Annotated in this window: 15 protein-coding genes; 6 read left to right on the top strand and 9 right to left on the bottom strand. The window is 68.4% G+C overall.

Features of this window, described 5'->3' with window-relative positions; genetic code table 11:
* Positions 1-60 precede the first annotated feature (60 nt).
* Complete coding sequence (locus CupriaWKF_RS15415; protein ID WP_276098702.1) at positions 61-1557, top strand: chloride channel protein; 1497 nt, start codon at positions 61-63, stop codon at positions 1555-1557.
* Positions 1558-1823: 266 nt separating this feature from the next.
* Positions 1824-2552, top strand: coding sequence for a hypothetical protein (locus tag CupriaWKF_RS15410; protein ID WP_276098701.1), 729 nt, complete (start codon positions 1824-1826; stop codon positions 2550-2552).
* 30 nt (positions 2553-2582) lie between these two features.
* On the opposite strand, the gene dapB is transcribed toward CupriaWKF_RS15410, so the two are convergent.
* A complete protein-coding gene (gene dapB, locus CupriaWKF_RS15405; RefSeq protein ID WP_276098700.1) occupies positions 2583-3392 on the bottom strand; it encodes a 4-hydroxy-tetrahydrodipicolinate reductase in 810 nt (269 codons plus the stop codon).
* A 46-nt stretch (positions 3393-3438) separates the two neighbouring features.
* A complete protein-coding gene (locus CupriaWKF_RS15400; protein ID WP_276100827.1) occupies positions 3439-3897 on the bottom strand; it encodes an Lrp/AsnC family transcriptional regulator in 459 nt (152 codons plus the stop codon).
* Between the two features lie 133 nt (positions 3898-4030).
* On the opposite strand from CupriaWKF_RS15400, the gene CupriaWKF_RS15395 reads away from it, so the two are divergent.
* The 3 genes from CupriaWKF_RS15395 (at position 4031) to CupriaWKF_RS15385 (ending at position 7099) form a co-directional block, all read left to right on the top strand.
* Positions 4031-5212, top strand: a complete 1182-nt coding sequence (locus CupriaWKF_RS15395; RefSeq protein WP_276098699.1) for a saccharopine dehydrogenase C-terminal domain-containing protein — start codon at positions 4031-4033, stop codon at positions 5210-5212.
* Positions 5209-6726 (top strand): aldehyde dehydrogenase family protein, encoded by a 1518-nt coding sequence (locus CupriaWKF_RS15390; protein WP_276098698.1) that lies wholly within the window; start codon positions 5209-5211, stop codon positions 6724-6726. The genes CupriaWKF_RS15395 and CupriaWKF_RS15390 overlap by 4 nt, the downstream gene beginning before the upstream one ends.
* Before the next feature lie 163 nt (positions 6727-6889).
* A complete protein-coding gene (locus CupriaWKF_RS15385; protein WP_276098697.1) occupies positions 6890-7099 on the top strand; it encodes a hypothetical protein in 210 nt (69 codons plus the stop codon).
* A 21-nt stretch (positions 7100-7120) separates the two neighbouring features.
* Here the strand turns inward: CupriaWKF_RS15385 and CupriaWKF_RS15380 are convergent, their stop codons facing one another.
* From CupriaWKF_RS15380 to hemA, 6 genes are all read right to left on the bottom strand, one after another.
* Complete coding sequence (locus CupriaWKF_RS15380; protein ID WP_276098696.1) at positions 7121-7753, bottom strand: UbiX family flavin prenyltransferase; 633 nt, start codon at positions 7751-7753, stop codon at positions 7121-7123.
* A gap of 8 nt (positions 7754-7761) precedes the next feature.
* The gene (grxD, locus tag CupriaWKF_RS15375; RefSeq protein WP_276098695.1) at positions 7762-8073 is read right to left on the bottom strand and encodes a Grx4 family monothiol glutaredoxin; all 312 of its coding nucleotides are present in this window, start codon (positions 8071-8073) and stop codon (positions 7762-7764) included.
* Between the two features lie 133 nt (positions 8074-8206).
* Entirely contained in the window at positions 8207-9076 is an 870-nt protein-coding gene (gene prmC, locus CupriaWKF_RS15370; RefSeq protein WP_276098694.1) for a peptide chain release factor N(5)-glutamine methyltransferase, read from the bottom strand.
* A gap of 158 nt (positions 9077-9234) precedes the next feature.
* The gene (locus CupriaWKF_RS15365; protein ID WP_276098693.1) at positions 9235-9561 is read right to left on the bottom strand and encodes a hypothetical protein; all 327 of its coding nucleotides are present in this window, start codon (positions 9559-9561) and stop codon (positions 9235-9237) included.
* Positions 9562-9755: 194 nt separating this feature from the next.
* Positions 9756-10838, bottom strand: coding sequence for a peptide chain release factor 1 (prfA, locus tag CupriaWKF_RS15360; RefSeq protein WP_276098692.1), 1083 nt, complete (start codon positions 10836-10838; stop codon positions 9756-9758).
* Between the two features lie 95 nt (positions 10839-10933).
* Positions 10934-12238, bottom strand: coding sequence for a glutamyl-tRNA reductase (gene hemA / locus CupriaWKF_RS15355; RefSeq protein ID WP_276098691.1), 1305 nt, complete (start codon positions 12236-12238; stop codon positions 10934-10936).
* 157 nt (positions 12239-12395) lie between these two features.
* On the opposite strand from hemA, the gene CupriaWKF_RS15350 reads away from it, so the two are divergent.
* A complete protein-coding gene (locus tag CupriaWKF_RS15350) occupies positions 12396-12641 on the top strand; it encodes a hypothetical protein (RefSeq protein ID WP_276100826.1) in 246 nt (81 codons plus the stop codon).
* A 49-nt stretch (positions 12642-12690) separates the two neighbouring features.
* Here CupriaWKF_RS15350 and CupriaWKF_RS15345 read toward each other — a convergent pair whose 3' ends face one another.
* Entirely contained in the window at positions 12691-13458 is a 768-nt protein-coding gene (locus tag CupriaWKF_RS15345) for a 5'-methylthioadenosine/adenosylhomocysteine nucleosidase (RefSeq protein WP_276098690.1), read from the bottom strand.
* Positions 13459-13535: the final 77 nt, after the last annotated feature.

Below are 13535 nucleotides of genomic sequence, written 5' to 3'. Positions count from 1 at the left end.
ACATCCAGGCAAATGCGCCCCGACGGCCGGGGCGCGAGATGCCGCCATGTCCCGCTTGTCATGACCAATCGTGCCCCCTCCGAGCCACCAGGCCCCTCCAGCGCCGACGACGGCAACGAATCCGTCAGCGCCGACACATCGCACAACCGTCCAGAAGGCCCCGCCGACCCGGCCAATGCTCGCCTGGCTGACACGATCAGCCGCCGCGCGCGCCTTGCCGCGTGGCGCAAGTCGCGCCAGGCCGGGCGCATCTCGCGCACCACGCTGCGCTATGCCGTCTTCATGTGTGGCGCCGGCTGCGTCGCGCTGTTCTCCATGGTGTTCGCATGGATCGCCGAACTGGCCCTGCGCTGGAACCACCAGGTGACACAGGCCTCGCCGTGGATCGCGTTTGTGATGCTGCCGTTCGGGCTGGCGGCACTGCGCTGGCTGACCATCAGGCTGGCGCCGCAGGCGCGCGGCAGCGGCATTCCGCAGGTGATCGCCGCCGTCACGTTGCCGCCGTCGGGGCCCGCGCAGACCTTGCTGGTTTCATTCCGCCAGTCGATGTGGAAGGTGGTGCTGACCGCCGCCGGCCTGCTCGCGGGCGCTTCGGTCGGCCGCGAGGGGCCGTCGGTGCAGGTTGGCGCCGCGGCCATGCTGGCGTGGGGCCACTGGTGCCATGAAAGGCTGCGCTTTCGCATCGGCTTCCACCCGAACGCGCTGATCGCGGCTGGCGCCGCGGGCGGCCTGGCGGCGGCGTTCAATACGCCGCTGGCCGGCGTGGTGTTCGCCATCGAGGAGCTAGGCCGCGGCACCGCCGTGCGCTGGGACCGGCTGGTGCTGTCGGGCGTGCTGACGGCAGGCTTCCTGTCGCTGGCATTGCTCGGCAACAACCCGTACTTCGTCGTCAAGGTGCCCATGCTGGTGCTGCATGACGCCTGGGGACCGGTGATCCTGTGCGCGGTGGTGTGCGGTGTGCTCGGCGGGCTGTTTGCCAAGGCGCTGACCGGCGGCGTGCCGGGATTGCTGCCGGCGCGCTGGCGCCACTGGCCGCCCGCGCATCCGGTGCAGGTGGCCTTCGGCTGCGGGCTGGTCGTGGCCGCACTGGGCTGGGCGACGGGCGGAGCGACGTTCGGCACGGGCTATGAGCAGGCTTCGGCCCTGATCAATGGCGAGTCGCACGCCACGCTTTGGTTTGGCCTGGCCAAGTTCGCGGCCACGGTGGTGTCGTATTTCGCGGGCATTCCCGGCGGCATCTTCACGCCGGCGCTGGCCATCGGCGCCGGCATCGGCGAGAACGTGGCGCATTTCATCCCCGGCATGCTCGAGCCGCGCTTGCTGGCGCTGGTGGCCATGGCCGCGTTCCTGGCCGGCGCCACGCAGGCACCGATTACGGCCAGCGTGATCGTCATGGAAATGACGCGCACGCAGGACCTGACGCTTTTCCTGCTGGCGGCTTCGCTGCTGGCATCGTTCATTTCGCGGCAGTTTTCGCCGCACCCGTTCTATCACCACGTGGGCCATGCCTTCCGGCGCGAGGCGCTGGCGCTGGTACGCAAGGCACCCGCAGGCTGACCCCCGGGGCCATTTGCGTCGGACATGGTGTCGCGTGCGGCTTTCCTCTAAGATTGCGGCGCGCCGGCAGCAAGACCGGCCCCGGCTGCGCCCGCCGCGCTGTGCCGCGCAGCGCTTGCCAACGCGTTGCTGCGAATGCCCGGACAAGCGCACTTTGGGGCAGGTGAGGTGTGCAATGCGCCATGCCGGCAATGCGTGATGCAGTTGCCCGGAACATCTCGCTCGCCGCAGGCTCCAACAGGGGCTTTTTTTGAGGAGTCTGGATTTTGAAATTTCCCGTTGCCGCGCTGGCTGCTGCCGGCCTGATCGGCGCCGCCACGAGCGCCTCTGCCGCCCCGGCGGCTCCCGCCGCCGCCTCCGCCCCTGCCGCCGCTGCGCCGAAGGTGGCTCAGAAGACTGCGCCTGCCGAAGACAGCGCGCTGTCGCCGCTGCTGAAGCTGCTGGAAATCGGCAATCCGCTGCCCGCGCTGCCTGACTGTGCCGACAAGCGCACGCCCGATGGCCGCGACGTGACCGCCTTCTGCGTCGAGGTGAAGGGCGACGGCCTCATGCGCCAGGTTGGCATTCCGCGCGACAAGCGTCCGGCCTTCATGGACGGCGTGCATGTCGTGGCGTTCGTCGATGGCAATGCACTTGTCGGCGTGATCGTGCCGACCGCCGGCGCCAATTCGCAGCAGGCTGCGCTCGACAGTGTGAACGCGCTCTATGGCAAGCCGTTCCGCCAAGAGCAGGAGGATATGCGCGACAAGGCCGGCAACACGGTCAAGACCATCCACGCGGGCTGGATGCAGAAGCCGCTGACGGTCGAGCTGTACGCCATGCCGGAAGACCCGAACACCGGCACCATCGAGATGCTGCTGCCCCGGGCCCGCGCGCTGATGGCGGACAAGGACGCGCAGGTCGCGCAGCAGCTCGCGCCCGCATCGGCGCCCGCTGCCGCGCCGAGCAAGGAGAAGAAGCCGGCGCCCAAGCCCGTCAAGCCGGGCAGCTGGTAACGCCCGGCTTGCCGCCGGCCTGATGCCGGCTCAGATGCCGTCCATCACCTTGTCCAGCCCGCGCACCACGCCGCGCACGGTGTGGACCTTGCGGATCGCCAGCAGTGCGCCCGAGACATAGGGCTTGGAGCCGTCGCCGGCCTCATGCTTGAGATGCAGGCGCTGGCCGTCGGCGCCAAAGATGACTTCCACGCCGAGCTGGTAGCCGGGCAGCCGTACGGCATGCACCTGCGTGCCGGACATGGTCGCGCCGCGCGTCTCGCGCGGGCCGTTGACCTGGTCCACCGGCACAGCCTGCTGCGCGGCCTTGACCTCGCCGAGGCGGAACGCCAGCTCGCGCACCGTGCCGGACGGCACGTCGACCTTGCCGGCCTTGGCGTAGTCGATAATCTCCCAGTGGTCGAGATGGCGCGCCGCCATTTCCGCGAACTTCTGCAGCAGCACCACGGTGATGGCGAAGTTGCCGCACGCCAGCACGCCGCGGTCCGCCTTGCGCGCGGCCGCGTCGATCTCGGCATAGTCCTCGTCGCTCAGCCCAGAAGTGCCGACCACCACGTGCGCGCCATGCGCCAGTGCCTGCAGGATGTTGTGCTTGGCAATGGCCGGCTTGGTGTATTCCACATAGACGTCATAGGGCGTGTTCCCCAGCGCCTCGATGCTGGCCGCCGCCACGCCTGGCGTATCGGCATGCCCCGTCAGCTGCGCCAGCGGCTGCCCGGCGGCGCCGCGCGACAGGCCCGCCACCAGCGTCATGTCGGGCGCGTGCGCCACGCCGCGCGCCAGTTCGCCGCCGGCCCAGCCGGTTACGCCGCCGACGGCGACACGGATCGGATTGCTCATCGTCTTTTTCTCCCGTTGCGGTGATGATGGTCCGGAGGATACCGTGCTAATCCGTTGCGCGTCGGCGGTCGATTTTTCTCGCCAGCACGATCGACGTGGTGGTGTGGTTGACGCCGTCGAGCATGCCGATCTCGTCGAGCAGCTGGTCGAGCCGCGCATGGTTGGCGCAGCGGATCACCGCCATGTAGTCCACCGGGCCACTGACCGAACTCAGCTCCTCGATTTCGGGCAGGCGCTGCAGCGCCCGCACGATGGCAGGGCCCGCCTTGGGCTGCACCGACAACCCGCAGAAGGCCTGGATCGCGTTGTCGCCCATCTCGCGGCCGAGCCGCACGCCGTAGCCGGCGATCGCGCCAAGACGTTCCAGCCGCGCAATGCGCGCCACCACGGTGGTGCGCGCGATGCCCAGGTGGCGGGCCAGGTTGGCGGCACTTTCGCGCGCGTTGGCCTGCAGCAGCGACAGCAGGTGCCGGTCGGTCTGGTCGAGCTTGTCGGGATCTGCCATATCGTCGGAATCCATCGTCGTTTCGTTTGATTATGGCGGGTATTCGTCGAACTTGCGCCTTCATTCTGTTGCGCGTGCTGCCCATACTTCAGTCAGGCATACACAAAGACAGGCTTGGACCAAGGAGGACACCATGCAGCCATCCACCCTCGGCCGCGGCTCGCCGCGGGACCTGACACGGGCCAAGGGCCCCCTGCAAGTGGTGGTCCTGGGCGCCGGCAAGATCGGCCGCACCATTGCCGCCATGCTCCACGACAGCGGCGACTACCGCGTGAGCCTGGTCGACAACGATGCGCGCCATCTCGACGGCCTGCCGCGCGCCATCACGGTACGCGCAGGCGACCCGACCGAGCCGGGCACCTGCGCCGCGCTGCTGGCGGGTGCCGACGCGGTGCTCAACGCGCTGCCGTTCCACGCCGCCGTGAGCGTGGCCACGGTGGCCGCGCGCCTGGGCGTGCATTACTTCGACCTGACCGAGGACGTGGCCGCGACGCAGGCCATCCGCCAGCTTGCGCAGAGTGCGCGCTCGGTGCTGATGCCGCAGTGCGGCCTGGCGCCGGGCTTCATCGGCGTGGTCGGCAACGACCTCGCGCAGCGCTTCGTGCGCGGCGGCGGCGAGCTGCTGGACCTGCAGATGCGCGTGGGCGCGCTGCCGCGCTACCCGAGCAATGCCCTCAAGTACAACCTGACCTGGAGCACCGAAGGGCTCATCAACGAGTACTGCAATCCGTGCGAAGCGATAGTCGACGGCCGCCGCGTCGAGCTGCCGGCGCTGGAGGGGCTTGAGACCTTCGCGCTGGACGGCATCGAGTATGAAGCCTTTAATACATCAGGCGGGCTTGGCACGCTGCCGGAAACGCTGGCGGGCCGGGCACGCAATGTCGACTACAAGTCCATCCGCTACCCGGGCCACTGCGCGCTGATGAAGCTGCTGCTCAACGACCTGCGCCTGCGCGAGCGGCGCGGCTGGCTGCGCGAAATCTTCGACCGCGCGATTCCCGTGACGGAGCAGGACGTGGTCATCATCTTTGCCACCGCGACCGGCTACCCGGCCGGCGGCGAGCGCGGACGCGGGCCGCTGACGCAAGCCTCGTTCTCGGCGCGCATTGGCGGCGTGGATGGCCCGGCCGGGCACGTCAATGCGATCCAGCTCACGACGGCTGCCAGCATCTGTACGGCGCTGGACCTGGTGGCAAGCGGCGGGCTGCCGCAGGCGGGCTTCGTGCGGCAGGAAGCCGTGCCGCTCGCTGCGTTCCTGGCCAACCGCTTCGGCCGCCACTATACGCAGCGCCCGCTGCAGGAGACCACTGTATGAAAGCGCAAGAGATCGCGGCGTGCTGGCAGTCGATGGGGCTGCCCCGGCCATGGAGCGACGGCACCCCCGCAGGCACGGTCATCGTGCGTTCGCCGGTCGATGGCGAGGCCTTCGGCCACGTTCCGGCCTGCACGCCGGCCGGCGCCGACGCGCTGATCGCGCGCGCGCATGAGGCGCAGTGCGGCTGGGCGCTGGTGCCGGCGCCGGTGCGCGGCGAAATCGTGCGGCGCTTCGGCGAGGTGCTGCGCGAACACAAGATGGCGCTGGGCCGGCTGGTGTCGCTGGAGTCGGGCAAGATCCTGCAGGAAGGGCTGGGCGAGGTGCAGGAGATGATCGACATCTGCGACTTCGCCGTCGGGCTGTCGCGGCAGCTGCACGGGCTGACCATCGCCTCGGAACGCCCGCAGCATGCGATGCGCGAGACCTGGCATCCGTATGGCCTGTGCGGCGTGATCTCGGCGTTCAATTTCCCGGTGGCGGTGTGGGCGTGGAATGCGGCGCTCGCGCTGGTGTGCGGCAATGCGGTGCTGTGGAAGCCGTCGGAAAAGACCACGCTGTGCGCGCTGGCCGCGCATGGCCTGCTCGAACGCGTGCTGGCGGCCACGGCGCCGCAGTACGTGGGCATATCGGCCGTGCTGCCAGGCGGGCGCATGGTGGGTACGCACCTGGTCGGGCATCCGATGGTGCGGCTCGTCAGCGCGACCGGCTCCACGCGCATGGGCCGCGAGGTGGGCGTGGCGTGCGCCCAGCATTTCAAGCGCAGCATCCTGGAACTCGGCGGCAACAATGCCGCCATCGTGGCGCCGTCGGCCGATATCGAACTGGCCGTGCGCGCCATCACGTTCGCGGCGGCCGGCACGGCGGGCCAGCGCTGCACCACGCTGCGCCGCTGCTTCGTTCACGCCGACCTCATGGACACCATGGCCAGCCGGCTGGTGACGGTGTTCGACCGCCTGCCCGTCGGCGATCCGCTCGAAGACGGCACGCTGCTCGGGCCGCTGATCGATACCGCCGCGGCCGACGCCATGGCCAACGCGCTGGCCAGTTGCCGCGCGCAGGGCAATATCGTCACGGGCGGCGAACGGCTGCTGGCCGACCGCTTCCCGCACGCAAGCTACGTGCGCCCGGCTCTGGTGATGACCGACGAACAGCACGACACCATGCTGACGGAGACCTTCGCACCGATCCTGTACCTGATGCCCTACACCTCGCTCGACGAGGCCATCGCGCTGAACAATGCCTCGGCACACGGATTGTCGTCGTGCATCTTCACGGAGTCGCTGCGCGAAGCGGAACGCTTCCTGTCATCGGCAGGCAGCGACTGCGGCATCGCCAATGTGAATATCGGCACCAGCGGGGCGGAGATCGGCGGCGCGTTCGGCGGCGAGAAGGCGACCGGCGGCGGCCGCGAGTCGGGGTCGGATGCGTGGAAGGGCTATATGCGGCGGGCGACCAATACCATCAACTACGGCGATACATTGCCGCTGGCGCAGGGCATCCGCTTCGAGATCTGAGTGGCGATACCCGAGCGGCGATACCCGAGCGGCTTTACGTTCACCAAACCGTTGCGAATCGTAACAAAGGTTACAGCGCCTTGACGCTGTATTACGTTGGGGCCCCGTATAACGTTTTCAGGGCAAGGCACTTGCCCCGAAGCGACCCCCAAGGAATAAAACGATGAGAACGGTAACGATTGGTCTGGCCGCAGCGGCCGCCGCCACAGCCTTGCTGGGTGGTTGCGCGGTATATCCGTATCCGGCTGGCCCCGGCCCCGCTGTCGCGGTGGCCCCGGCGCCGGTCTATGTCGGGCCGCCGGCGGTGGTGGTATCGCCGCGGCCGTACTACTACGGCGGCTATGGCTACTACGGCCGGCGCCATTACTGGTAAGCCGGCGCCGCGGAGGGCGGCTTAGTTGCCGCTGTCCGCGGCCTTGCCGTAGATGCCGTTCAGGCCCGGCCAGCTCGGCGCCAGGGTCTGGCCGATATCGGGCAGGTCGACCAGGTCGAGTACGCGGCCCACGGTGTGGTCGACCAGTTCGGCAATGCTTTGCGGCTTCTGGTAGAACCCGGGCACGGGCGGGAAGACAATGCCGCCCATTTCCGTTACCGCGGTCATATTGCGCAGGTGCGCCAGGTTCAGCGGTGTCTCGCGCACCATCAGCACGAGCCGGCGGCGTTCCTTGAGCGTGACGTCGGCGGCGCGCGTGATCAGGTTGTCGGACAGGCCGTGGGCAATGGCGGCCAGCGTGCGCATCGAGCACGGGGCCACCACCATCGCATGCGCGCGGAACGAGCCGCTGGCGATGGTCGCGCCGATATCGCGCACGTTGTGCACGACGTCGGCCATGGCCTCCACGTCGGCGCGGCCGACCTCCAGCTCGTGCTGGAGATTCATCACGCCCGCCGGGGAGATCAGCAGGTGGGTTTCCACCGTCGGCACATCCCGCAGCACCTGCAGCAGGCGCACGCCATAGATGGCGCCGGTGGCGCCCGTGATGGCGACGATCAGCCGTTGCGGCACGGTACCGCCGGTCACGGGCATGGCAGTGCTCAGCCCTTGAGCAGGGTCTGGAGTTCGCCGTTCTGGTACATCTCCATCATGATGTCCGAGCCGCCGATGAACTCGCCGTTCACGTAGAGCTGCGGAATGGTCGGCCAGTTGGCGTATTCCTTGATGCCCTGGCGGATACCTTCGTCTTCCAGCACGTTGACCGTGGCCGGCGCATCCACGCCGCAGGCCTTCAGGATCTGGATGGCGCGGCCGGAAAAGCCGCACATCGGGAACTGCGCGGTGCCCTTCATGAACAGGACCACCGGGTTGCCCTTGACGATCTGGTCGATCTTTTGTTGCACGTCACTCATGGTTGCTTTGTCGGTTGAGGTGGCGCCTGCGCTTCAGGGCCACCGGGTGTCGAAGGCCGCACGGCATTGCCGTGCGACGGTGATCTGACTGCAAATTTTACCGGATTCGCCGCCAGGCTTCAGGCGGCCTGCATCACGCGGAAGCGGGGCGGCGTCCGCCGGTGCAGCGCTCCTGCCCGGCCAGGTCGCGCGCGGTGAAGACTTCGGTGAAGCCGGCGCGCTCGAGCAGCGCCTGCGTGGCAGCCGCCTGGTCGTAGCCGTGTTCCATCAGCAGCCAGCCGCCCGGCAGCAGCCGCGCGGGCGCGCCGGCCACGATCGCGGCCAGGTCGGACAGGCCGTCCTTGTGGTCGGTCAGGGCATCGATGGGCTCGAAGCGCAGGTCGCCTTCGGCGAGGTGCGGGTCGCCTTCGGCAATATAGGGCGGATTGCTGACGATCAGGTGGAAGCGCAGGTCGGCCGGCACCGCGGCATACCAGTCCGATACCAGGAAATGGATGCGGTCGGCGCCCAGGGCGCTGGCGTTGTCCTGCGCCACCATCAGCGCGCCCGGCGAAATGTCGGTCGCCCACACCTCGGCATCGGTGCGTTCGCGCGCGATGGTCACGGCCAGGATGCCCGAGCCCGTGCCCAGGTCCAGCACGCGCGGATGTGGCACGCCGGCCAGCCGCGCCAGCGACGATTCCGCGGCGATCTCTGTGTCAGGACGCGGAATCAGCACATCGGGCGTCACGCGGAACTTGCGGCCGAAGAATTCGCGCTCGCCGATCAGGTAGGCCATCGGCTCGCCGGCCAGTCGGCGCGCCAGCAGTGTGGCGAAGGCGTCGCGCTGGGGCAGGCTCAGGGTGTCGCCGTCACGGGTAATCAGCTGCGTGCGGGTCAGCCCGGTGACGTGCGTCAGCAGCATCCGCGCTTCCAGCGTGGGCAGGCCGGCCATGGCGGCGAGCGTATGCGCTTCACGCACGGTGGGGGAAGCCGGCAAGGCGCCGGACATGGCAGGGGACATCGGCAATGCGGGATCGGAAACGCCAGCGGCGACACGCCGGCCGGAAACAAAAAACCCCGCCGGGCGTTGGCCTGGCGGGGCTTTCGGCGGGTCTACCAGCTAAGGGAGCAGTGTAGCGCTGAACCCTGGCAGCCGGTGGGAATCCCTTGTAGCGGTCATTACTTATTGACGGCGTCCTTGGCCTTGTCGGCGCCTTCGTTGACAGCTTCCTTGGCCGCCTGCTTGGCATTTGCCATGGCGTTGCCGGCATCGGTCTTGGCCTTTTCGGCGGCGGCCGAGACATCGGCGGCGGCGTTGCTGGCCGCGGCCTTGGCGGCATCAGCGGCGTTGCCGGCGGCGGCAGCGGCATCGCTGGCAGCGGCCTTCGCCGATTCCGCCGCCTTTTGCATGGCGGTATCGGCGCTCGGCGTGGCCGGCGCTTCTTCCTTCTTGCTGCAAGCGGCCATGGCCGCGGTGATCATCAACAGCGCGAGCAGTTTCTTCATGATTTCGTCCTTATGTCCGTGCTTCAGGAGAGACAATAGCCGGCAACTTCTTCGGTAGCCGGTCGAAAACGATTATAGACAGCGGACTTTTGCCTGCCAGTGCTGTTTCAAGCATTTACAACAGATACAAAGCTTTAGCCGCCATAGAGCGGGGATCGCGTCGAGTATCGGTCAGGGAATTTCAATGGCGGTCGTCAGGCATCCTCGCCGAGCGCTGCCAGCTGGTCAGCCTGGTGTTCGGCCGCGAGCGCGGAGACCAGTTCGTCCAGATCGCCGTCCATGATCATGTCGATCTTGTAGAGCGTCAGGTTGATGCGGTGGTCGGTCACGCGCCCCTGCGGGAAGTTGTAGGTGCGGATGCGGTCGCTGCGGTCGCCGGAGCCGATCAGGTTGCGGCGGGTGCTGGCTTCCCTGGCCTGCGCGGCGCGCATCTGCTGGTCCTTGATGCGCGCGGCCAGCACCTTCATGGCCTTGTCCTTGTTGCGGTGCTGGCTGCGGTCGTCCTGGCACTCCACGACGATGCCGGTCGGGATATGCGTGAGGCGCACGGCCGAGTCGGTCTTGTTGACGTGCTGCCCACCGGCGCCCGATGCGCGGAAGGTGTCGATGCGCAGGTCGGACGGGTTGATTTCCACTTCGCCCACTTCATCGGCCTCCGGCATGACCGCGACCGTGCAGGCCGAGGTATGGATGCGGCCCTGCGCCTCGGTGGCCGGCACGCGCTGCACGCGGTGGCCGCCGGATTCGAACTTCAGGCGCGAGAACGCGGCATCGCCGGCAATGCGCACGATCACCTCCTTGTAGCCGCCCAGGTCCGATTCGGACTCGCTCATGATTTCCACCTGCCAGCGCTGGCGTTCGGCAAAGCGCGTGTACATGCGCAGCAGGTCGCCCGCGAACAGCGCGCTTTCCTCGCCGCCGGTGCCGGCGCGGATTTCCAGCAGCAGGTTGCGGTCGTCGTTCGGGTCCTTGGGCAGCAGCAGCTTCTGCAGGCTGGCTTCCAGCGTCTCCAGGCGCTCGCGCGCGCTGGCGATCTCGTCGGCCGCGAAGTCCTTCATCTCCGGATCGTCCAGCAGCGCCTGCGCGGTCGCCAGGTCGTCCTGGGCCTGGCGGTACAGGCCATATTGCTCGGCCACGGGCGACAGTTCGGCGTGCTCGCGGCTGAGCTTGCGGTACTGGTCGATGTTGGCAGTCGCGTCTTCGCGGGCAAGCAGGGCGTTGACTTCATCGAGTCGCTCGGCCAGTTGGTCGAGCTTGGCAAGCATGCTGGCTTTCATGGGAATCCGGGTAGGGAAGGCGGGAACCGGGCCGCGGTCGGCGCGGGCGGCGGGTTGCCGGCGCGCATGGCGCGCGGGCGCAGCGGTCGGCGCGGCTAGCGCTCGGAGTGGCTGCTGTGGCGGAACAGGCCGGGCACCAGGCGCACCAGCGCCTCGCGGTCCTCGCCCTGCGTGTGGTTCAGTGCATGGGTCGGGCCATGCAGGAACTTGCGCGTGAGCGCGCCCGACAGCGCTTCGAGCACGGCTTCCGGGTCATCGCCGCGCGCGAGCATGCGCCGGGCGCGGTCCAGTTCGGCCTGGCGGATCGACTCGCCGGTGGTCTGCAGTTCGCGGATGACCGGGACCACGCTGCGCGTTTCCAGCCAGTGCATGAAGTTCTGCACGCGGCTTTCGATGATCGCCTCGGCCTGGGCCACGGCGGCCTGGCGCAGCGCGTTGCCTTCGCGCACCACGGCGCCGAGGTCGTCCACGGTGTAGAGGAAAACGTCGTCCAGGCGCGCGACCTCGGGTTCCACATCGCGCGGCACGGCCAGGTCGACCATCATGATCGGGCGGTGCTTGCGGCGCTTGACCGCGCGTTCCACCGCGCCCAGGCCGATGATCGGCAGCGAGCTGGCGGTGCAGGACACGACGATGTCGAACTCGTGCAGGCGCTCGCCGAGATCCTGCAGGCGGATCGCCTGCGTGGTCAGGCCCTGTTCGGCGAGCTGCTCGGCGAGCTTTTCGCCGCGCTCGACGGTGCGGTTGGCCACCACCACCTGGCGCGGCTGCTGCGCCGCGAAGTGCGTGGCGCACAGCTCGATCATCTCGCCCGCGCCGATGAACAGCACGCACTGCGTCGAGATGCTTTCAAAGATCCGTTGGGCCAGCCGCACGGCGGCGGCGGCCATCGACACCGAATGCGCGCCGATCTCGGTCTGGCCGCGGACTTCCTTGGCCACCGCGAAGGTGCGCTGGAACAGCTGGTTCAGGTAAGTGCCCAGCGAGCCGGCTTCACCGGCGGTGCGCACCGCGTCCTTGAGCTGGCCCAGGATCTGGGTTTCGCCCAGCACCATCGAATCGAGTCCGCTGGCGACGCGGAACGCGTGGCGCACGGCCTCGGACTGCGGCAGGGAATACAAATGCGGCGCCAGGTCGGACGCCGGCACGTTATGGTGCTGCGACAGCCACCTCAGCGTATGCTCGAAACCCTCCGCACCCGGCGTGAGCACGTCGGTGGCGCAGTAGATCTCGGTGCGGTTGCAGGTGGAAAGGATGGCGGCTTCGGTACCATTGCGCCCCGACAGGTGCATACGCAGCGCGCCGAGCGCCGGTTTGATCTGCTCAAGCGGAAACGCCACCCGCTCGCGCAGCGAGACTGGTGCCGTCGTATGGTTGATGCCGATCGCGAGCAGTTGCATTTGTAGGGACTGGTACCGGGTCCGCAGCAAGTGCGGCCCGATTGCCATTATAACGTCGGGATCGGAACTTGCAGGCAGGCGCGGCCGCGAGCCGCCGGTGCTGTATCGTTACGCCGGAATCTCAGGCCTGTGGTTCCGGAGACACATGGGAGTCAGGATGCTGGGCACATTGATCGTCGGATTGCTGGTTGGCCTGGCCGCGCGCCAGATGCATCCCGCTGGCACGGTCGTTTCCCTGCCGGCCGCGCTGGTGCTGGGAATGGCGGGAGCTGCGGCGGCTTTCTACGGCGGGCGTGCGCTGCATCTTTTCACTGACGGGCAGATGAGCGGCTGGCTGGCGGCGATCGTCGGCGCCGCCGTCCTGGTCGGGATGTGGGGCGCGTTGCGGCCCCGCCACGGATAAGGTCAGAACTGACGATCCGGGCAGCAATCCGCGCCGACCGGGATGCGGATCAGGCGCGCGCCGCCAGGAAGCGGCGCAGGATGCCGTCCGAATAGTGGCTCGCTACATCCTTCAGGAATGCCGGAAAGTCCACGTGGGCGCTGTCGTCGGCGCGGTCCGAGATCGTCCGCATGACCGCGTACCTCACCCCGTATTCATGGCAGACCTGGGCCACGGCGGCGCCTTCCATCTCCACGGCCAGCAGGTCGGGCAGGCATTCGCGCAGCCCGGCGACTGCGGTGGCCGCGTTGATGAACTGGTCGCCGCTGGCAATCAATCCAAGCTGCAGCGATGGCGTGCCGATGCCGAAGCGCTCGCGCACTGCGGGCGGGACATCGGTGGGCAGGTCGTCGCGCAGGAAGCGGTCGGCGGCGGCGCGCAGCGCTTCGGTCAGGTCCGGGTCGGCGGGAAAGCGTGAGCGGTCCAGCAGCGGCACTTCATGGCGCGGGAACAGCGGGCGCGCGTCCAGGTCGTGCTGCATGGTCTCGCTGGCGATGACGATGTCGCCGACCCGCACGCCGTCGCCCACGCCGCCGGCCAGGCCGGTGAAGACGATCTCGTCCACGCCGAATTCCCGGATCAGGGTAGCCGTGGTGGCGGCCGCCGCGACCTTGCCGACGCGCGCGAGCACCAGCACGCAGGGCTGCCCGTGCAGGTGGCCCACATGGTAGTCGCGCATGCCGATGTGGTGGATGGTTGCGCGGGCGTCTTCATGGCGCATGGCCGCGACCAGGCTGTCGACTTCATCATGCAGCGCGGCGAGGATGCCGAGGGTCATGGGGCATGTTCGGAATGAAAGGCCAAAGCATACCGGTACGCGCTGCCCTGGCATAGGTCGCCCTGACCAATCCGCTG

It is taken from the genome of Cupriavidus sp. WKF15 (genome assembly GCF_029278605.1).
Lineage (GTDB): Bacteria > Pseudomonadota > Gammaproteobacteria > Burkholderiales > Burkholderiaceae > Cupriavidus.
The sequence above is the reverse complement of the archived record's forward strand: the minus strand, read 5'-3'. Positions and strand labels throughout refer to the sequence as shown.